Source organism: Marinobacter sp., from assembly GCF_033722195.1.
Taxonomy (GTDB): domain Bacteria; phylum Pseudomonadota; class Gammaproteobacteria; order Pseudomonadales; family Oleiphilaceae; genus Marinobacter.
Genome location: NZ_JAWVZL010000060.1, coordinates 1 through 18,210 on the forward strand (window position 1 = coordinate 1; position 18,210 = coordinate 18,210).

Consider the following 18,210-nt stretch of genomic DNA (forward strand, 5'->3'; position numbering starts at 1 on the left):
AAAAGCCACCAGTGCCGCCAGCGCCTGCTCTGACTCCAGAATCCGGTTGTGGCCGAGTTTCCGGGTCTCCAGGAACCTGGCTTCCGGCCAGTGCACGGCCAGGCTCTGACCTTCCTGGACCGGGACCTGGCGATCATGACGGTCACTGATGATCAGGCCCGGGACACCGATCTGACCCACCCGCCGGGTCAGGTCCAGACGCTGCCAGACATCCTTGCCAAAGCGTTCTTCCAGCAGTCGCGCGTGGACGTCCAGCACCGGCTGGGACAGCCCCAGGCCAGCACCGAAGGACCTCACCACCGATGCCAGGCTGGCCGGCGGCGCGATCAGGCCCAGGCGATCCACCGCCAGACCCTCCGCCACCGCCAGTACGGCGGCCACCGAGCCCACAGAGTGCGCCACCAGGCCATGGACCCGGCCGAAGATCCCGGCAACCTCACGCACCACCCGGGCGATCTCGAAAACATCGGTGCGGCTGCCCTGGGCCCGGCCGTGGCCGGGGGCATCAAACACCACCACCCGGTAACCCGCCCTTACCAGCGGCTCCACCATGGCACCGAACTGGATACCGGCGCCGGACCAGCCGTGGACAAAGAGCACGGCAGGACCAGCCCCCCAACTGAACACCGGCAGGTCGTAGGCGCCGAAGCGAAGCTGGGTAAACGTGTCCGGCCGCTCCAGCAGGTACTCGTAACGGGCTCCGGCGCCGCCACGGGTAGGCGTAAACCACAACCGGTTGGCCAGCCGTCCGGCTTTCTCCGGCGCCACGCGGCCAAACAGGTTGATGCCCTTGCCCAGGGCCCGGAACCGCCAGGGCGCTTTACCGGGAGCGGGCAAGCTGTCCTGCCAGGTGATGGACTGATTGGACTGGATATGTGCGGTCATGACGTCTTCCTCCTGAAAAGGCCAGTCTGGCCAGGGTTCGAAGTCACTTTACGTCTTGCCACGAAACCGCATCAGTGTCATATTTGACTCATTAATGGCCATTTATGCCATTCCTCGTTCTACATCCGTTCGGGAGTCAGCTCATGGACGTTGCCATTCTTGCCCTGCCTCACTGCGCCGCGTCCTCAGTGCACGGCCTGCTGGATATCCTCACCACCGCCAATTACTGCCACAAGCTGGCCGGCAACCGGGATGCGCCGCCGCTGTTCAAACTCAATGTGGTGACCCCCGACGACCATCCGGTCAAGGCCTACAACGGCTCCGCCATCGTGCCTACGGCGGCCCGGCATGGCCTGGCGCCGGATCTGATCGTGGCGGCATCCGCCATCGAGGCAGCCGGGTCCCCGAAGTTTCTCGACCAGCAGCTGGAGTCCCAGGCCGCAGTGCATCCCTGGCTCCAGGCCCGTGCCGCAGCCGGCAGTATTCTGGCGACTGCCTGTACCGGCAGCTTCCTGCTGGCGGAGGCGGGCCTGCTGGATGGCAAGACCGTGACCACCCACTGGCGCTCCGCCGAGCATTTCCGCCACCGCTACCCCGGCATTCACCTGGAACCGGACAGGATGCTGATCGACAACGGCAACGTGATTTCCGCCGGCGGCGCCACCGCGTTCATCGATCTCTCCTTCCACCTGATCGAGCGTTTCGGCGGCTCCGCCCTGGCCTCCGCCTGCGCCAAGCTGCACGTGTTCGACCACATCCGGCAGGACCAGGCGCCCTACCGGATGTTTGCCGGCCACCGCAGCCACAGCGACGACCGCATCAAGCAGGCCCAGGACTGGATCGAGCAGCATTACGCGGAGCATTTCGCCATTGACGAGGTGGCTGACCGCATCGGCCTGGGTGCGCGAACCTTCAAGCGGCGTTTCCGGGAGGCCACCGGCGAAACCCCCATCGGCTATCTGCAGCAGGTACGGATTGAGGCCGCCAAGCATCTGCTGGAAACCACCCGCCAACCCCTGAGCCAGGTGATCTGGGCGTCCGGTTACGAGGATGTCAGTTCCTTCAGACGCCTGTTCAAGCGGACCGTCGGCTGCACCATGGAGCAATACCGCAAGCGCTTCAGTTATGTGGTGCCGCAGGAGATGCCCCGGGTATCGGTGCCTGTCCCTGCCGCGCGGGCTGCAACCTGACCTGGAGGCCCCGGCAGGCTGGCGTCATGGTCTATGCTGTGATGAGAACTTTCGGACAAGGCCTGCCTTATGAACCAGACTCTCACGCTCCCGGTACTCCCCGAGCTCCAGGTTGACCAGTCGGCACTGACAGACGGTGCCTGGCAAAGCGACACCATGGACGGCCTGGTCCTGCTGCTGCCCAAAGACCAGCCCAATGCCGTCGACGCCTCGCCCTGGGCCGAGACCCTCAGACAGCGTCTGGACACCAGCCCGGAGGGCACCAATCCGGTGGTCTTCAGCTCGCCGACTGGCGTGCGTACCGCCATTGGCCGGATCAGCGGCGACACAAGCTGCTTTGCCAGACTGACCCTGGCCCGCAAACTGGTCACCCCGCTGCTGGCGGAGCGCCCCGGCAAGCTGCGGGTAATCTCGCTGCTGGCGGACCCCGGCAGCGCCGGTGCCATGGCGGAGGCCATCCTGGCCGCCCTGCACGCGGCGCTGTTCCGGTTACCGATGATAAGTGCCAAGCCGCCGGAGCCGGGCACCCTGGAAGCGGTCAGCTTTGCCGGCGATTTCGGCAAGCCCGACCTGCGTCACGCCACTGCCACCGCCGAGGGCAACAACCTGGCCCGCTGGCTGACCCAACTGCCCGGCAATTACCTGACGCCCGCGATCTATCGAGATTACGGGGAGCGGCTGGCAAAACGTGAAGGCTGGGGTGTCGAATTCATCGACCGCAAACGGCTGGAGCAACTGGAGGCCGGGGCCTTTCTGTCGGTGGTGGAGGCCAGCCCCAATCAGGACGCCGGCATCCTGCACCTGAAGTACCGCCCCAAGGGCGCTACCGGCCGGGCGCTGGCGCTGGTGGGCAAAGGCATCTGCTTTGATACCGGCGGAAGCAATCTCAAGACCGGCGGCAGCATGCTGGGCATGCACGGCGACATGCAGGGCAGCGCCGTGGCCCTGGGCACCCTGCTGGCGCTATCCCGGATGAAATTTGACCGGCCGGTGGACTGCTGGCTCGCGCTGGCGGAAAACCACATCGGCCCCAATGCGGTGAAGTGCAACGACGTCATCACCGCGCTCAACGGCACCACCATCGAGCTGATCAACACCGACGCCGAGGGTCGTATGGTGCTGGCAGACACCCTGGCCCTGGCCAGCCGCAACCAGCCCACCGCCATTCTCGATTACGCCACCCTGACCGGCGCCGTGGTGGCGGCGCTGGGCAACCGCATGGCCGGCGCCATGACCAACCGCCGCCAGTGGGTGGAGCCCATCATCCAGGCCGGCGAGCGCAGTGGCGAGCGGGTCTGGCCCATGCCCTACGAGGACGACTACGACGAGGATTTGAAATCGGAGGTGGCGGACACCCTGCAGTGCCGCACCACCGGCGCCGGCGACCACCTCTACGCCGCCCGCTTCCTGGGTCGGTTCGTGGACAAGGACATCGGCTGGGTTCACGTGGACATGGCCTCCAGCGGCACCCACAAAGGCGGCCTGGCCCAGATTCCCACGGATCTTCAGGGCTTCGGCGTGCGGTTTGGCGTGGAATGGATCCGTGGCGAGGCGAGTCGGACCTGACACCAAGGTAACTGCAAGGAGCAATCATGACCCGTTCCGTTGTCACCACCGAATGGATCGATATCACAAGCACCGGGGGTGAAACCTTCAAGGGCTATCTGGCGCGCCCTCCGGCCGGAACCGGTCCGGGCATCCTGCTGATCCAGGAAATTTTCGGGGTCAACCATCACATCCGCACAGTGGCCGAGCAGTATGCCCTGGACGGTTATCTGGTGTTGGCGCCGGATGTGTTCTGGCGTCAGGAACCGGGGGTGGAGCTGGGCTACGACGGCGAGGATCTGAATAAAGCCCTGAAACTGGTCAGTGAAGCGGACTTCCCGAACATCATCGGCGATCTGGCCCGGGCGGCTGACAGCCTCCGGCAGCGACCCGAATGCGAGGGCAGCCTTGCCTCACTGGGTTACTGCATGGGTGGCATCCTGTCTTACCTGACTGCCGCGGAGGGCGCTGTCGACCGCGCCGTCTGCTTCTACCCGGGCAATATCGCCAGGCACCTGGACAAAGCCGACCGGGTCCGGGTACCAATCCAGTTTCACTTTGCCGGCCAGGATGCGCACATTACCGATGAGCACGTCGCCCGTACCCGCCAGGCCTTTGCCAGACATCCGGATGCCAGCGTCCATGTCTACAAGGGGGCCGATCACGGCTTTAACTGCTGGGCCAGGGGCAGCTACCAGCGTCAGGCCGCGGCCCTGTCCCATGGCCGGGTGCTGGAATTCCTGGAGCGGCAGCCACAACCGGATACCTCCGACAGTACCGGCTGAGGTCAGCCCCGGCGCCACTTCTCCGGCGGTGGCTGGTAGCCCGCGAGGCGCTCAAGCAGCGCCCGGGGCTGATCCTCCACCACCAGCATGTCGATGTATTCCTGCTTCAGAAAGTCCTGCGCCTGCATGGCGCCGACCATGGCCAGCAGCGGGTCGTAGAAGCCCTTGACGTTGTACAGGGCGCAGGGTTTCTGGTGGAAACCCAGCTGGGCCCAGGTCCAGGCCTCAAAGATTTCTTCCAGGGTGCCGATACCGCCGGGCAGGGCGACAAAGCCGTCGGCAAGATCCGCCATCCGCGCCTTGCGCTCGTGCATGTTGGCCACCACGTGCAGCTCTGTCAGCTGCTGGTGGGCCAGCTCCCGGTCCTGCAGGTGCTGGGGAATCACGCCGTAGGCACGACCGCCGGCGGCCAGCACCGCATCCGCTACGGTGCCCATCAGGCCGACATGGCCACCACCGAACACCAGATCCACGCCCTGCTGGGCCATGACGGTGCCAAGACGCCGGGCTTCCTCGGCGAAAACCGGGTCACTGCCGGTTCTTGAACCGCAAAAAACTGCCAATTTCATATACTCTCCTTGATACTACGAGCCGTCCGCCCGCTGACGATTATCCCGGTCTGGCGGGCGAACACCAGTCCGACCGGTCCCAGCCGGGCGCTCAGGACGGATGCGTTCACTCATGACGGAGTCGCCATGACCGATTACTTTATCCAGGCGTTCATCTACCTGCTGGCAGCGGTGATCGCGGTACCGCTGGCCAAACGACTGGGTCTGGGTTCGGTGCTGGGCTACCTGGTGGCAGGCGTTTTCATCGGGCCGGTGACCGGTCTGGTGGGTCAGGAGGCCACTACCATCCAGCATTTCGCCGAGTTCGGCGTGGTGATGATGCTGTTCCTGGTGGGCATGGAGCTGGACCCCAAGGCCCTGTGGGCGATGCGGGTGCGGCTGGTGGGGCTGGGTGGCCTGCAGGTCCTGCTGACCGCCTCCGCCGGCACCGGCCTGGCCTGGTGGCTGGGGCTGCCTTGGCAGAGCGCCCTGGCGGTGGGCCTGATCTTTGCGCTGTCCTCCACGGCCATTGTGTTGCAGACCCTGAACGAGAAAGGCCTGGTGAAATCCGAGGGTGGCCGCAGTGCCTTCTCGGTACTCCTGTTCCAGGACATCGCGGTCATTCCTATGCTGGCGCTGATCCCGCTGCTCACCCTGCCGGCGTTGAGCGGCAGCATGGTGGCCGATGCCACCGCCGCCCATGGCACCAGCCTGGTCACCAGCCTGCCCGGGTGGGCCCACGCCCTGGTGGTCGTGGGCGCCATAGCCCTGGTCGTGGGCGGGGGGTTCTACCTGAGCCGGCCGCTGTTCCGCTACGTGGTGGCTTCCGGCCTGCGGGAAGTCTTCACCGCGGCCGCCCTGATGCTGGTGATCGGTATCGCCGCCCTGATGAGCCTGGTCAACCTATCGCCCGCCCTCGGTGCCTTCCTGGCGGGGGTGGTGCTGGCCAACAGCGAGTTCCGCCATGAGCTGGAAGCCAACATCGAGCCGTTCAAGGGCCTGCTGCTGGGGCTCTTCTTCATCACCGTTGGCGCCGGCATCAACTTCCAGGTGCTGGTGGCGGACTGGGGCACCGTGGTATCCCTCGCACTGGTGGTGATCCTGGTCAAGGCCCTGATCCTGCTGGGTCTGGCGCTGCTGTTCCGGATCCGCGGCGCCAACGGCTGGCTGTTCACCCTCAGCCTGGCCCAGGCGGGCGAATTCGGCTTCGTGCTTCTTACCTACAGCCTGCAGAACGGGGTGATCGCGCCGGACATCGCCCAGCTGCTGTCGTTGGTGGTGGCTTTGTCCATGTTCCTGACACCGGCCCTGTTCATCGTGTTCGACCGGGTGGTGCTGCCGCGTTACCGGGAGGCCAAGAACGCCGAACAGCAAGCCGATACCATCGATGACCAGGGCCCGGTGATCGTCGCCGGCGTCGGCCGCTTCGGTCAGATCGTCTGCCGCCTGCTGCGGGCCAACGGCATTCCCCTGGTGGTGCTGGACCTGGAGATCGAGCAGATCGAGAACGTACGCCAGATCCAGATCAAGAGCTATTTCGGTGATGCCAGCCGGCCGGACCTGCTGGAAACCGCCGGCATCGACAATGCGCGTCTGCTGGTGGTGGCCATCGACGACCGCGACCGGGCAGTGCGGATGGTGGAACACGTCAAGAAGCATCATCCCTCGGTCTGGGTGCTGGCCCGGGCCTTCGACCGTGGCCACGGCTACCGCCTGCGGGATGCCGGCGCGGACGATGTGATCAGCGAGACCTATCACTCGGCGCTTGAGCTCGGGGGCCATGCCCTCACCGCCATGGGCGTACATCCATTACGCGCCAAGCAGATGACCTGGGCCTTCATCGAGAGCGAAACCGCCCACGACGACGAACTCTACGAAGCCTGGAAAGACATCGACGAGGGCATCGCCTTCAGCCCCCGCTACAGTGAACTGTTCATGAAGCTGGAGGAGACCCTGAGCACCGCCATGCAGAAGGACTGGGAGCTGCCGGACGAGGAGGTGGTGCCGATCTGGTCGCCGCCGGAAATCACCGAGGCGGGACTTGCCCCGGATGAGGAGGGTTCGGCCCCCAGGGGCTGACACCGAAATCCTGGCAAGCTGTCGACTTCCTGCTCTGGATCAATGCCGCCGGCGGCCGCCCCGCTAGAATGGAGCCTCAAATTCCGTTTTTGGCGGCGGAGCGACAGGACATGAAACTTCAGTTTCTCGGCGGCGTGGAAACCGTTACCGGATCACGCTATCTGGTGTCCACCGAGCAGCAGCGGCTGCTGGTGGATTGTGGTATGTATCAGGGCGTCAAGAGCCTGCGGCGGCGCAATTGGGGGCCTTTTCCTATCAAGCCCGAGCTGATCGACGCCGTGGTACTCACCCACGCCCACATTGATCACAGCGGCTATTTGCCGGCCCTGGTGAAGAACGGCTTCCGGGGCCGCATCTACTGTACCCGGGCGACCCGTGAACTCTGCCAGGTGCTGCTGCCGGACGCCGGCCACCTGCAGGAAGAGGACGCCCGCTACGCCAACCGCAAGAACATCAGCCGTCACCACCCCGCGCTGCCGTTGTTCACCGAACAGGAGGCTCGGCAGGCGCTGAAGCAGTTCGAGCCGCGCCACTATCACGAGCCCTTCGAGCCGGTTCCGGGCCTGACGGTCACCTTCACCCCGGCGGGCCATATCCTCGGCTCGGCCTGTGTTCACATCAAGGACAAAGCGACCGCCAAAACGCTGGTATTCAGTGGCGATGTCGGCCGGTCGGAGGATGTCATCATGCGCGCCCCCGAGCCCCTGGGCAGCGCCGATGTGCTGGTGTGTGAATCCACCTACGGTGACCGCCTGCACCGGGACGTCGACCCGGAGTCCAACCTGGCCGATATCATCAACCGCACCAGCAAACGCGGCGGCATCGTGTTGATGCCCGCTTTCGCCGTGGGCCGGGCCCAGATGCTGCTGTACCTGATCCACAAGCTGATCGGGGAAGGACGTATACCCAAACTGCCGGTGTACCTGAACAGCCCCATGGCGATTCAGGCAACCGAGATTTTCTGCCGGCATCACAAGGAACATCGCCTGACCGAGGCCCAGTGCCGACTGATCGATGACCAGACCCATTATGTTCGCACGGTGGAGGAGTCCATCGAACTCAACAGCAAGCGCTACCCCTGCATCATCGTGTCGGCCAGCGGCATGGCCAGTGGTGGCCGTGTCCTGCACCACCTCAAGACCCTTCTCCCCAACCCCCGAAACAGCATTGTTTTCGCCGGATTTCAGGCCCAGGGCACCCGCGGCGATGCGCTGGTCAATGGCGCCGAATCGGTGAAAATCCACGGCGAGTACTGGCCGGTGAAGGCCGAGATCTGCAACCTGGATTCACTGTCCGCCCACGGCGACTACAAAGAAATTGGTGATTGGCTGGCCCGCGGCTCCCTCCAGCCGCAGCAGGTGTTCATCACCCACGGTGAGATCCTGGCCAGCGACCTGATGCGCAAGTATCTGCGCGACCGCTTTGGCTGGAACGTCCGGGTGCCGGAACTGCTGGAGGAAATCGAAGTGTAAAGGGCTCCCGAAGGAGCCCGTGGCGATCAGGACAGCGCGGAGCGATGGAGCTGGACAGGGCGGCCCGATATCCGCTCGGCGCCGGCTTTGGGCGCGGCTTCCACCCCGGTCGCTGGCTGACCGGGCAGCTCGTACAGGTGGTAGGCCTCGGGTCCGAAGGCATCCAGTGCAGTGCCCAGATACTGGTAGTCGTCCGGTACCGGCTGGCCCGAGTAAACCACCCGGACCTTGCGCTCGACGCTGGCTGCAGACACGTTCAGCGGCTGCTCCACCCAGAGGTAAACAGCCTTCTCCGGCAGGATGTACTCACAGCGCACCACGCGGTAGCCTTCCTTGAGGTTGAGAACGGTCGGCTCTTTGCCGGTCTCGATGCGAAACTTGTGAATGGTTTTCATGGCGTCTTCCCTCGTTGGTTGCAGCTGACACACGGGCATGATCCCCCAGACCACTCATCGAACATATAAGATTTAGTCAGATCAATTGCTCGTTTTTTCCGATGTATTGGCGGGAGTCATGAACCCCGGCGCGGCCTCGCAAATGGCCCTGACACCGTCGTGGCTGATACTGCGACTGCGGGTCACGGCGTAAAGCTGCTCGGTGACCGCCTCCAGGGCGCCAATATGGACGACCTGATACTGGCGGCAGACCTCGTCCGCGATGATGGTGGGGGCGGTGAACACCCCCAGACCCTGGCGGCCGAACACCTTGATCAGGGCACTGTCGTCCACCTGCGCCAGCAGGTTCATCCTCACCCCGGCGAGAGTCATCCATTTCATCAGTTCGTCGAAATAGGGTGAATCCGTGGAGTTTGCCAGCAGGGACTCGCCATCCAGTGACGCCGGGAATCCCGGCTGCAGGCGCTCGGCCAGGCCCGGTGCCGCAAACAGGCTGATGGTGGAACCACCCAGGGGATGGAAGGTGAACTCGTCGTGAGCCTCCACGCCGGGAATTCGGTCGGTCAGCACCACATCCAGCTCCTGCTTCTTGAGATTGAACAGCAGCGCCTCGGTGCGCCCGGTGCGACAGTCCAGGCTTACCTGGCGGTCCAGCTCCAGGGCCGGCTGCAGCAAATGAAAGGCAATCAGCTTGTGGATGGAGGCCGACACCCCTGCCGCCAGGGCCAGGGGCCTGGCGGTGGGTTCGCTCTTCAACTGCTCTGTCAGCTCGTCGGTAAGCGCAAAGATCTCCCTGGCGTAGCCGGCCACCATCTGGCCCAGCTCCGTGGGCACAAGTCCGCGCCCCTGACGGCGGAACAGCCGGCCACCGACTGCCTGTTCCAGGCTTGCGAGCTGGCCGCTCAGGGTCTGGGGCGCCAGGTCCAGCACCTCGCTGGCGCGAGCGATGGAGCCTTCCCTGGTGATCACCCAGAAGTAATGCAGGTGCCGCAGATTGAGGGTGTCTTTCATAGCCAATCGTCCTGTTCCGAGAGACCCTGCGGTCCCGATTCGACCCGCTACCATTCACCGGCGCGGTGACACTGCGATGTGCCCGGGCCCGGCGGCCAGCAACGTCATTCGTCCGTTGATGGTTTCATGCCGCAAAGTCCGTTGGCTCTACTCTGCCCGGGATGAATCATCAACAGAAATAGTTTATAACGAATTAACTGTTCTTATTTCTGGAACTTTTGCCCCATGCGACTGAACTATCACCATCTTTTCTACTTCTGGACCGTGGCCCGTCTGGGCCATCTCACCAGGGCAGCAGAACAGTTGCATGTTTCCCAGTCGGCCCTGTCCGGTCAGATCCGGAAGCTGGAAGACAGCCTCGGCCATCCGCTCTTCATCCGTGAGGGCCGACGGCTGAAACTGTCTGAGGCAGGCCGGAAGGCCTATTCCTACGCCGAGGAAATCTTCCGCCATGGCGAGGAGCTGTCCGCCCTCTTCGCGTCCGGCACCGTCGCCTCACGGGAGCGTATCCAGATCGGTGCCGTGGCCACCCTGTCGCGGAACTTCCAGGAAGGTTTCCTGCGCCCGTTACTGGGCCGGGAGGACGTGGAACTGAGTCTGCAGAGTGGCCACCTGGACGATCTGCTGAGACGGCTTTCCGCCCATCGGCTGGACCTGGTGCTGTCCAACCAGGCGGTCACCGGCAACAACGACCACCCCTGGCGCTCCCGGAGACTGGCACGCCAGCCGGTGAGTATGGTGGGGCCGCCGGGCCTGGCGGATTTCCGCTTCCCGGGCTCGCTGCAAGGGCGCGCCATCATTGTGCCCGGGGCCCAGAGCGTCATGCGCCAGGCCTTCGACCAGCTCTGCGACTACCACAAGGTGACACCACGCATTCAGGCGGAGGTGGACGACATGGCGCTGATGCGACTGCTCAGCCGCGATACCGGTGTGGTTTCGATCCTGCCGCCAGTGGTGGTGCGCGATGAGCTGCGCCAGGGCACCCTGGTGGATTACGGTGCCCTGCCGGGAGTCTACGAGGAATTCTACGCCATCAGTGTGCGCCGCCAGTTCGAGCCCGCCCTGATCACCGAGCTGCTGGCACAGCCCACCGAGGAGTTGATGATGGCCTCGGTGCCGAGTCAGGAAACCTGGTAGGGGAAGCCGTCAGGACGGATCACCCGCCACCTTGTCCTGGGTGCGCAGCTCGAAATCACTGGCGTCATGACGTTCGTGCAGCTGCTCCGAAGGCTCGCCCCAGGTGCGGTTGACCATGCGGCCCCGCTGCACCGCCGGACGCTCGGCAATCTCGTCCGTCCAGCGGTTCAGGTTGGTGTAGGTGTGGGCCTGAAGGAATTCGGCGGCATCGTAGACCTTGTTCTTCACCAGGGCGCCATACCACGGCCAGATCGCCATGTCGGCGATGGTGTATTCCCGGCCGGCGATGTAGCGGTTGTTGGCCAGGCGCCGGTCCAGCACATCGAGCTGGCGCTTCACCTCCATGGTGTAGCGATTGATGGGGTACTCGTATTTCTCCGGCGCGTAGGCATAAAAATGGCCGAAACCGCCTCCCAGCAGGGGCGCGCTGCCCATCTGCCAGAACAGCCAGGACAGGGTTTCGGTGCGGCCGTGGATATCGCTCGGCAGAAAGGCTCCGAACTTCTCCGCCAGGTAAAGCAGGATGGATCCGGACTCGAACACGCGGATGGCCGGCGTGACGCCCTGGTCCAGCAGTGCGGGAATCTTGGAGTTCGGGTTGACCTCCACAAACCCGCTGCCGAACTGGTCGCCCTCGGTGATGCGGATCGGGTAGGCGTCGTACTCCGCCCCGGCAACGCCTTTCTCCAGCAGCTCCTCCAGCATGATGGTGACCTTGACCCCATTGGGCGTGGCCAGGGAATACAGCTGCAGCGGATGCTTGCCCACCGGCAGGGCCCGGTCATGGGTGGCACCCGCCACCGGCCGGTTGATGTTGGCAAAGGTACCGCCACTGGCCTTGTCCCAGGTCCAGACCTTGGGAGGAGTGTAGGTCTCGTCAGTCATTCGGGGTGTCCTCTTGTGGATTCCGGTTATGGATTCAGCTCATTGATTCCGGTGATAGCGCCGGCTGGCCCGGTGCCTGTGCGCCAGACTGTGATATGGGCCCGATTTGCACCAAAACACAACACTTGGGCTACAAAGTGAGCGCTTTTTTCGCGCTGGTAACTCCGTATAATTCGCCCTTGAGCTATATTTCGATCAGTGCCGGTTGCCGCCAACGACTCCTGATGAGCCTATAATGACTCGCCGTACCCGAATCGTCTTCGCTGTTATTCTGGCGCCCCTGCTGGCGCTCGCTGCCCCGGCCCTGGCGGACGGCATCAAGCGCATTGTGCATCCGGACGGCACGGTGGAGTTCACCAACGTGGGAGGCGGCCAGAAACGCGCCTCCAGCAGGAACGAAGTGGTGTTCCGCTACACCGACGACAACGGGGTGGTGGCCTACAGCGGCATCCAGCCCAACGGCGCCGAATTCGATGTCATCCGCTTTCACTGCTATGCCTGTGATCCCGCTTCCAAGGTGGACTGGCGCACCACTCCCCTGTTCCTGAAACCCTACCGGGACGAGATCCGGGTAGCGGCGGAGGAATTCGACGTGGACCCTGCCCTGGTGCGGGCTGTCATTCACGCCGAATCGGCATTCAATGCCCAGGCCCTGTCGCCGAAAGGTGCCCAGGGCCTGATGCAGCTGATGCCGGCCACCGCGGAGGAACTGGGGGTTCAGAACGCCATGGCCGCCCACGAAAATATTCGCGGTGGCGTCAATTACCTGGCCAGGATGCTCAAACGCTTCAACGGCGACATCACCCTGGCCACTGCCGCCTACAATGCGGGCCCCGGCGCGGTCGGGCGCCACGGAGGCGTGCCCCCCTACGCCGAAACCAAAGCCTACGTGGAGCGGGTCAGCATTCTCCACCAGCGCTACGCCGCCCGCTAGACTCAGATCAGGCCCTGACGCCTGGCCTTGACCAGGGCTTCGTGCTTGCTGCCCGCCTGCAGCTTCTCGTAGATCTTCTTGATATGGCTGTGGACCGTGTGGGGGCTTATGTGAAGCCGCACCGCGATCTCCTTGTAGGTCAGGCCCTCCTGGACTCCCAGCAGTACATCCTTCTCCTTGCGGCTCAGAACATCCTCGCCGACCGGCCCGACCTGGAACTCCTTCACCAGCGCCCGGGCGATTCGGGGCGTCATGGGCGCGCCGCCGTCGCGGAGGGTGTGCAGGGCCTCCACCAGCTCCGCCGGCCGGGTGCCCTTGAGGACATACCCGGTGGCTCCGGCCCTGAGGGCGCCGAAGACATGGCCACGGTCCTCGTTGATGGTGTGTGCCATGATGTCCACGTCCGGCCGCCGGGCCTTGACGGCGGCGATCACCTCCATACCGGAGATACCCGGCAGGTTCAGGTCGCACAGCAGCATATCCAGCGCCAAGCCCTCCAGCTCCGCCAGGAAGGGCTCGCCGGCGCCATGGGCCGCCACCACCTGGAAATCCGGCTCGCCGCCCAGCAACAGCCGAAGGTTCTCCCGCAAGGGTGTGCTGTCTTCCACGATGGCGATGCGGATCATGCGGCGGCTCCCTGTCCGTCGTCCCCGGAATACCCGGCTTGCGGTGCCCCGGCGGCAGCCGGCAGATGCGCCACCTCCGTACCGATGGCGGCCAGCGGTAACGTCAGGCGTACACAGGTGCCACGGCCGGGCGCTGACTGGATCTGGAGCCTGCCGCCCAGGCGCTGAGCGCGGGCCGCCAGGTTTGCGCTGCCCCGCCCGGTGCCGTCGGCACGACACGAGGGATTGTTGACCGCGGGCAGACCAACCCCGTCGTCGCTGATCACTAGCGCCAGCTCACAAATCCCGACCGTCAGCGTGACTTCCAGCCCACTGGCGCCGGCGTGTTTGAGCACGTTGGTCAGGCATTCCTTGTAGAACCGCGACAGGTTCAATGACAGCACACTGTCCGGTTCCGGTGCCTCCGGCACCAGCTCGAAACCCATGTCGAAGGTCAGGCCGCCGGCATCCGCCAGGGTTCTGCCGAGCACCCGTAACTGCGCGGCCAGGGTGACCCAGTCCAGTTCGTCGTCGAAGGCCTGCATGATGGCCCTGACTTCCACCAGGGTTTCCCGGGACAGGCCGGCAAGGGTTTCCAGCCGCTCCCGGGTAGCCGGCTCGGTGCTCTGGCTGAGGGTCAGATCCGCCACCAGACCCATGGTGGTCACCAGGCTCCCGACACCGTCGTGCAGGTCCCGCAACAGGCTGGCTTTCTCTTCTTCCCGCAGTGCCGCCTCCCTGACCCGGGCATCTTCGGCGCGACGCAGGGCCAGGGCCTGGCGTGTCAAGGCCAACATGGCCTCCGCCAGGCGCAGGTCGGCGGTACTGAACAGACGCTTGCCCTTGCCGGCGTGGCTGAGCTCCAGACAACCCGTGCCGGCGACCGTCGGGCAGTGCATTACCAGGCCTTCCCGGTCAAGGCCACCGGGTCTGCAACTCTGCGCCAGCAGCTGGCTCGCCAGGGGCTGGAATACCCGCGCCAGCAGACCCTGCCAGCGGCGCTCGAGATCCTCTGCCGAGCGCGCCGACAAAAGGGTGTCGATCAGTTCCGGAAGGTGCCGCTCCAGCGGCTGGCCGGCGGCGGGATTGAGCTGACGCCAGAGATACTGGCGCAGAGGAAAGTACAGCCAGCCGGCCACCAGCAGCGCCACCCCGAGGGAGAGACCGGCGCTGGCCGTTACCGCCAGCAGGAAAGCGTCCAGCACCAACACCACGATACCGCTCAGGGCCCAGATCATGGCCTCCAGCCACCACTGCCCGAGATTGAACAGCCGGTAGCGCACCACGCCAAAGGCCAGCGCCACGTACATAACCAGCACCAGGGCGTAGACCCCGGATGTTGACAGGTAAACCTCACGTGCCAGCGCCACCTGCAGGAGGTTGGCCATCACCGCGGTGATCATGGTCAACAGCACCACGGTGATCAGCCACAACAGGGCGGCCCGGTCGGCGGGCGCCTCCAGGGTCCGTCGCCACTGCAGGAAGCCGAAAAGCGGGAACAGCACCAGCATGGAAATCATCAGCGGCAACTGGAACAGCAGCACCGGCGCCGGGGACAGCTCCAGCACGGATACCGTCGCAATCACCAATGCCGCGGCATAGAGCAGCCGCGGCAATGGCAACCGGCCCAGCCGTACCGGATAGTTCCAGATCAGCGCCACCAGGGCGAAACAGGTCAGCGTGACGCCAAGCAGATTGATGTGGGTGAGCGCCTCCAGCAACAGCGGCTGGAGGGTGAGTTCGCGGTGATTGATGGGGGTCGCCGCGACCGCCGCCAGAAACATGCCCACGCCGTTCAGGGCAAAATGCCGGCAGGCCGGCGACTCCCGCCGGTAGGTCCAGACCCCGGTTCCTACCAGCAGCGCAGCGAGACCGCTCAGCATGCCCACCCAGTAGCCAAAGGCAATCGATGCCAGGGGCCGGTTGGCGGGTTCGAGCGTGACCCACTGGTCACCGGTCAGCTTCAGGGCCACAGGGCCGGCCACCAGGGTGTCGTGGATGAGGGCCTCGGCCCGGAAGAATGTCCGAAACGACGCGGCGTCCGCCAGGGCATAGGCGCCCTCGGGCGCTACCAGCTCCGGCGTCAGCACCAGGGTCTCCCCGTTCGCCAGCCGGACCTGCTCAACCAGAGCGCCCGGGGCCACCTTGCCGTCCGCCGGGCTACCCGGGGCCACCTCCGCCACCATTGGCGCATCGCCGCCATTGCCGGACGCCAGTGTCAGGCCCAACCAGGGGACTGATACCAGGGCTTGGGTCAGAAGCGCAATCAGACACAGGCCAAGGATACCGGCCAGCAGGAGCATTCTCCCGGGGGGATGGGGGCGGCGACGCCGCTGATCAGCTCGAAGATCCACTTCCTGTGACTCCAAACAAACAGACGCCGGCCTGTGGGGATGGGCGGTGAGCCTCTGCGCCGACAGGTGGTGACGCAAAGCGGTATTCCCAGTGCCCGCTGCCCGACACTATTAAAGCTCAAATACCCCGAAAAATCACTGCTACGGGGTAGCAACCGGGGATACCCCCACCCCGGCAGTCCCCCTAACCTGTGGCGGCCCTGCAATCCGACACGCCGCGACACTGGCAGGGCGCAAACATTCCAGCACAGGGACGAGGTAACGAAGATGAAAAGAGTATTTGCCATGACCCTAGCGGTCCTGGCCACGCCGGTACTGGCCATGCCCATCGATTTTGGCTCCAAGGTGGTGGTGCGGGGCAGCCATGTGGCCAGCCAGCCGGGCTCGGTCATTCCGGGAGCCTGTGGCGCAAGCTGCAGCAATCCGGATCTGGTCCACTCCAGCGAGAGCAGCCAGGACTACGATGGTCAGAACCGGATCTACGACTACACCTATATCTACCAGTCCGGCAGTCACGGCGTCGCAAACCGGCCGGCCCCCGATGGCGCCTTGCCGCCGCTTACGCCCCTGCCCGGCCACTCCCGGGTCAGCAACTATGGTTACACGGATGCCGGCCAGACCCGGATGGGCGGAGCCGCCTGGGCAACCTCCGATGGCCCCGGCTACCTGACCGAGTCCCGCACCATCAATGAAATGACCAACCGGGCCACGGTCGGCGCCGGTACCTCGGGACTTCAGAACGGCGACACCGTCCGTCTGGCCCTGAACTTCCGCCTTGACGGGGTGGTGCGCAACGGCGCCGAAGCCTGGCCCGCCAACAGTTATGCAGCTTCCAACATGTGGGCAAGTTTCAAGGTGGCCACTGCCGAAACCCTGCCCGGGCCCAATGGCCAGAGTGGCTATGCCCTGGGCGAGGAACTGGCCTATTTCGGCGCCAGCATGGAAGCCGAGGCCGGCGATGTCTATCTGCCCTATTGGGGCCACTCCTACTCAGCCACCATGAACCAGGATTATTGGGGCCGCAGCAATACCGGCCAGACCCTCGACGGCAGTGATGGCGAATCCTTCCAGGGCTCCGCGTTTTCATGGTACGAGCAGCAGTACAATTTTGACACCGGCCTGCTGTCGCTGGAGTTCGACGCCATCGTGGGCCAGGAACTGCTGATCCTGGGCTACCTGGAGACCTGGGCCATGGCCGCAGGCACTGCCTTCACCGCCACGGACTTCTCCCATACCTTCGGCAACGTCCTCACCTCGACCATCGACGGCATCGACCTGGACTGGCTGATTCCAGCTGCCAGCGAAACCCCCGTCAGCGTGCCCGAGCCACAATCCGCCATGCTGATGGCCCTGGGCCTGGCAGGGCTGGTGCTGCGTCGCCGCTGCAGCCAACGCGCCACGACTAATCACCCGCAAGGAGCCTGACATGACACTCGATCGCAAATACCTTATCTGTGGCCTGGTCTACGCACTCGCCGGCATGGGGCTGGGAATCTTCATGGCCAAGACCGCCAACATCGGCCAGCACGTGACCCACGCCCACATCATGCTGGTGGGCTTCGCGGTGTCGCTGATCTACGCCATCATCTACAAGCTCTGGCTGGTCAACGCCAACCGCCGCCTGGCCGTGCTCCAGTTCTTCACCCACCAGGTAGGCTCGCTGGTCATGTTCGTCGGTCTGTTCCTGCTTTACGGCGGCTATATGCCGGAAGCGCAGATCGGCCCGGTCCTTGGTCTGGCCTCCTTTGCCGTCCTGACCGGAGTGGTTCTGATTCTGGCCATGGTCGTGACCGCCGGCAAAGTGCCCAACCCGGCCTGACCCGACGACCCAGCCCCCTACAGGAACACACAAGATGCTGAAACACCCCTTACGTCGTTTATCGCTTTGCCTGGCGCTGGCTGTGGCTCCGGTGGCCTGGGCCGACTGTGTCGATGGCATCACGGTCGACGAGGCCCGAGACCACTGGAACCAGGCCCTGGCCCACGAGGAAGGCGGCCGCGCCGGAGCCGCCGTGATTGCCTACCGGCAGGCCCAGGGCTACATCTGTGGCGGTGTCAATCCGGTGGAACTGGAAGCCGCCCGCCGCGCCGCACCGCTGGCAAAGCAGCTGGCCGCAGCATTGGAGCAGCAGGACCGGCTGATCGCCGGCATGCGGGAGAGCGCGGACAACTGGGGCGCCTTCGAATGGTATGAGGCGGGCGCGCACTTTGCCGAGGCCGACCGCGTCCTGTTCGTCGCCCTGACCAAGCAGCCGGAAGACCTGGCGCTGTTCGACCGGGCCCGGCAGCATTTCGGGAACCGTTCGCTGCCCTCGTTCAGTGCCAACAACCGAACCCGGCTTCAGGCGGTCGCAGGCTACAGCCTGGATCGCTCTTTGCTGGAGC

At 64.7% G+C, this 18,210-nt stretch carries 17 protein-coding genes; 10 read left to right on the forward strand and 7 right to left on the reverse strand.

Features of this window, described 5'->3' with window-relative positions; all coding sequences use genetic code 11:
- The coding region (locus R3280_RS11235) for an alpha/beta hydrolase (protein ID WP_318998700.1) at nucleotides 1-885 on the reverse strand (885 nt) is incomplete at its 3' end.
- Nucleotides 886-1,028: 143 nt separating this feature from the next.
- Here R3280_RS11235 and R3280_RS11240 point away from each other — a divergent pair.
- From R3280_RS11240 to R3280_RS11250, 3 genes are all read left to right on the forward strand, one after another.
- Entirely contained in the window at nucleotides 1,029-2,075 is a 1,047-nt protein-coding gene (locus R3280_RS11240; RefSeq protein ID WP_318998701.1) for a GlxA family transcriptional regulator, read from the forward strand.
- Between the two features lie 69 nt (nucleotides 2,076-2,144).
- Nucleotides 2,145-3,641, forward strand: coding sequence for a leucyl aminopeptidase family protein (locus tag R3280_RS11245; protein WP_318998702.1), 1,497 nt, complete (start codon nucleotides 2,145-2,147; stop codon nucleotides 3,639-3,641).
- Between the two features lie 26 nt (nucleotides 3,642-3,667).
- Nucleotides 3,668-4,405 carry a dienelactone hydrolase family protein gene (locus R3280_RS11250; RefSeq protein ID WP_318998703.1) on the forward strand — a complete coding sequence of 246 codons (738 nt, stop codon included), beginning with the start codon at nucleotides 3,668-3,670 and terminating at the stop codon, nucleotides 4,403-4,405.
- A 2-nt stretch (nucleotides 4,406-4,407) separates the two neighbouring features.
- Here the strand turns inward: R3280_RS11250 and R3280_RS11255 are convergent, their stop codons facing one another.
- Nucleotides 4,408-4,974, reverse strand: coding sequence for a TIGR00730 family Rossman fold protein (locus R3280_RS11255; protein WP_318998704.1), 567 nt, complete (start codon nucleotides 4,972-4,974; stop codon nucleotides 4,408-4,410).
- A 126-nt stretch (nucleotides 4,975-5,100) separates the two neighbouring features.
- Here R3280_RS11255 and R3280_RS11260 point away from each other — a divergent pair, with 126 nt between their 5' ends.
- Together R3280_RS11260 and R3280_RS11265 are read left to right on the forward strand one after the other, a co-directional pair.
- The gene (locus R3280_RS11260) at nucleotides 5,101-7,032 is read left to right on the forward strand and encodes a monovalent cation:proton antiporter-2 (CPA2) family protein (protein WP_318998705.1); all 1,932 of its coding nucleotides are present in this window, start codon (nucleotides 5,101-5,103) and stop codon (nucleotides 7,030-7,032) included.
- Nucleotides 7,033-7,142: 110 nt separating this feature from the next.
- Nucleotides 7,143-8,504 (forward strand): MBL fold metallo-hydrolase, encoded by a 1,362-nt coding sequence (locus R3280_RS11265; RefSeq protein WP_318998706.1) that lies wholly within the window; start codon nucleotides 7,143-7,145, stop codon nucleotides 8,502-8,504.
- Between the two features lie 26 nt (nucleotides 8,505-8,530).
- Here the strand turns inward: R3280_RS11265 and R3280_RS11270 are convergent, their stop codons facing one another.
- Nucleotides 8,531-8,899 carry a hypothetical protein gene (locus R3280_RS11270; RefSeq protein WP_318998707.1) on the reverse strand — a complete coding sequence of 123 codons (369 nt, stop codon included), beginning with the start codon at nucleotides 8,897-8,899 and terminating at the stop codon, nucleotides 8,531-8,533.
- Between the two features lie 81 nt (nucleotides 8,900-8,980).
- Nucleotides 8,981-9,910, reverse strand: coding sequence for a LysR family transcriptional regulator (locus R3280_RS11275; RefSeq protein ID WP_318998708.1), 930 nt, complete (start codon nucleotides 9,908-9,910; stop codon nucleotides 8,981-8,983).
- A 225-nt stretch (nucleotides 9,911-10,135) separates the two neighbouring features.
- Here R3280_RS11275 and R3280_RS11280 point away from each other — a divergent pair, with 225 nt between their 5' ends.
- Nucleotides 10,136-11,047 (forward strand): LysR family transcriptional regulator, encoded by a 912-nt coding sequence (locus tag R3280_RS11280; RefSeq protein WP_318998709.1) that lies wholly within the window; start codon nucleotides 10,136-10,138, stop codon nucleotides 11,045-11,047.
- Nucleotides 11,048-11,056: 9 nt separating this feature from the next.
- Here R3280_RS11280 and yghU read toward each other — a convergent pair whose 3' ends face one another.
- On the reverse strand, nucleotides 11,057-11,932 hold the full coding sequence (gene yghU, locus R3280_RS11285; RefSeq protein WP_318998710.1) for a glutathione-dependent disulfide-bond oxidoreductase: 876 nt from the start codon (nucleotides 11,930-11,932) through the stop codon (nucleotides 11,057-11,059).
- Nucleotides 11,933-12,167: 235 nt separating this feature from the next.
- Here yghU and R3280_RS11290 point away from each other — a divergent pair, with 235 nt between their 5' ends.
- On the forward strand, nucleotides 12,168-12,866 hold the full coding sequence (locus tag R3280_RS11290; protein ID WP_318998711.1) for a lytic transglycosylase domain-containing protein: 699 nt from the start codon (nucleotides 12,168-12,170) through the stop codon (nucleotides 12,864-12,866).
- Nucleotides 12,867-12,868: 2 nt separating this feature from the next.
- Here the strand turns inward: R3280_RS11290 and R3280_RS11295 are convergent, their stop codons facing one another.
- Entirely contained in the window at nucleotides 12,869-13,492 is a 624-nt protein-coding gene (locus R3280_RS11295) for a response regulator transcription factor (protein WP_318998712.1), read from the reverse strand.
- Nucleotides 13,489-15,774, reverse strand: a complete 2,286-nt coding sequence (locus R3280_RS11300; protein WP_318998713.1) for an ATP-binding protein — start codon at nucleotides 15,772-15,774, stop codon at nucleotides 13,489-13,491. The genes R3280_RS11295 and R3280_RS11300 overlap by 4 nt, the downstream gene beginning before the upstream one ends.
- A 318-nt stretch (nucleotides 15,775-16,092) precedes the next feature.
- Between R3280_RS11300 and R3280_RS11305 the strand changes: the two genes are divergently transcribed.
- The 3 genes from R3280_RS11305 to R3280_RS11315 all read left to right on the forward strand — a co-directional run.
- Nucleotides 16,093-17,250 carry a PEP-CTERM sorting domain-containing protein gene (locus tag R3280_RS11305; protein WP_318998714.1) on the forward strand — a complete coding sequence of 386 codons (1,158 nt, stop codon included), beginning with the start codon at nucleotides 16,093-16,095 and terminating at the stop codon, nucleotides 17,248-17,250.
- Between the two features lies 1 nt (nucleotide 17,251).
- Nucleotides 17,252-17,644: a hypothetical protein gene (locus R3280_RS11310; RefSeq protein WP_318998715.1), complete on the forward strand. Its 393-nt coding sequence runs from the start codon at nucleotides 17,252-17,254 to the stop codon at nucleotides 17,642-17,644.
- A gap of 34 nt (nucleotides 17,645-17,678) precedes the next feature.
- On the forward strand, nucleotides 17,679-18,210 hold a 532-nt coding region (locus R3280_RS11315; protein WP_318998716.1), incomplete at its 3' end, for a hypothetical protein.

Coding starts and splice junctions, on each gene's coding strand:
- R3280_RS11240 (WP_318998701.1), top strand. CDS start 1,029: ATGGACGTTGCCATTCTTGCCCTGCCTCACTGCGCCGCGTCCTCAGTG.
- R3280_RS11245 (WP_318998702.1), top strand. CDS start 2,145: ATGAACCAGACTCTCACGCTCCCGGTACTCCCCGAGCTCCAGGTTGAC.
- R3280_RS11250 (WP_318998703.1), top strand. CDS start 3,668: ATGACCCGTTCCGTTGTCACCACCGAATGGATCGATATCACAAGCACC.
- R3280_RS11255 (WP_318998704.1), bottom strand. CDS start 4,974: ATGAAATTGGCAGTTTTTTGCGGTTCAAGAACCGGCAGTGACCCGGTT.
- R3280_RS11260 (WP_318998705.1), top strand. CDS start 5,101: ATGACCGATTACTTTATCCAGGCGTTCATCTACCTGCTGGCAGCGGTG.
- R3280_RS11265 (WP_318998706.1), top strand. CDS start 7,143: ATGAAACTTCAGTTTCTCGGCGGCGTGGAAACCGTTACCGGATCACGC.
- R3280_RS11270 (WP_318998707.1), bottom strand. CDS start 8,899: ATGAAAACCATTCACAAGTTTCGCATCGAGACCGGCAAAGAGCCGACC.
- R3280_RS11275 (WP_318998708.1), bottom strand. CDS start 9,910: ATGAAAGACACCCTCAATCTGCGGCACCTGCATTACTTCTGGGTGATC.
- R3280_RS11280 (WP_318998709.1), top strand. CDS start 10,136: ATGCGACTGAACTATCACCATCTTTTCTACTTCTGGACCGTGGCCCGT.
- yghU (WP_318998710.1), bottom strand. CDS start 11,932: ATGACTGACGAGACCTACACTCCTCCCAAGGTCTGGACCTGGGACAAG.
- R3280_RS11290 (WP_318998711.1), top strand. CDS start 12,168: ATGACTCGCCGTACCCGAATCGTCTTCGCTGTTATTCTGGCGCCCCTG.
- R3280_RS11295 (WP_318998712.1), bottom strand. CDS start 13,492: ATGATCCGCATCGCCATCGTGGAAGACAGCACACCCTTGCGGGAGAAC.
- R3280_RS11300 (WP_318998713.1), bottom strand. CDS start 15,774: ATGCTCCTGCTGGCCGGTATCCTTGGCCTGTGTCTGATTGCGCTTCTG.
- R3280_RS11305 (WP_318998714.1), top strand. CDS start 16,093: ATGAAAAGAGTATTTGCCATGACCCTAGCGGTCCTGGCCACGCCGGTA.
- R3280_RS11310 (WP_318998715.1), top strand. CDS start 17,252: ATGACACTCGATCGCAAATACCTTATCTGTGGCCTGGTCTACGCACTC.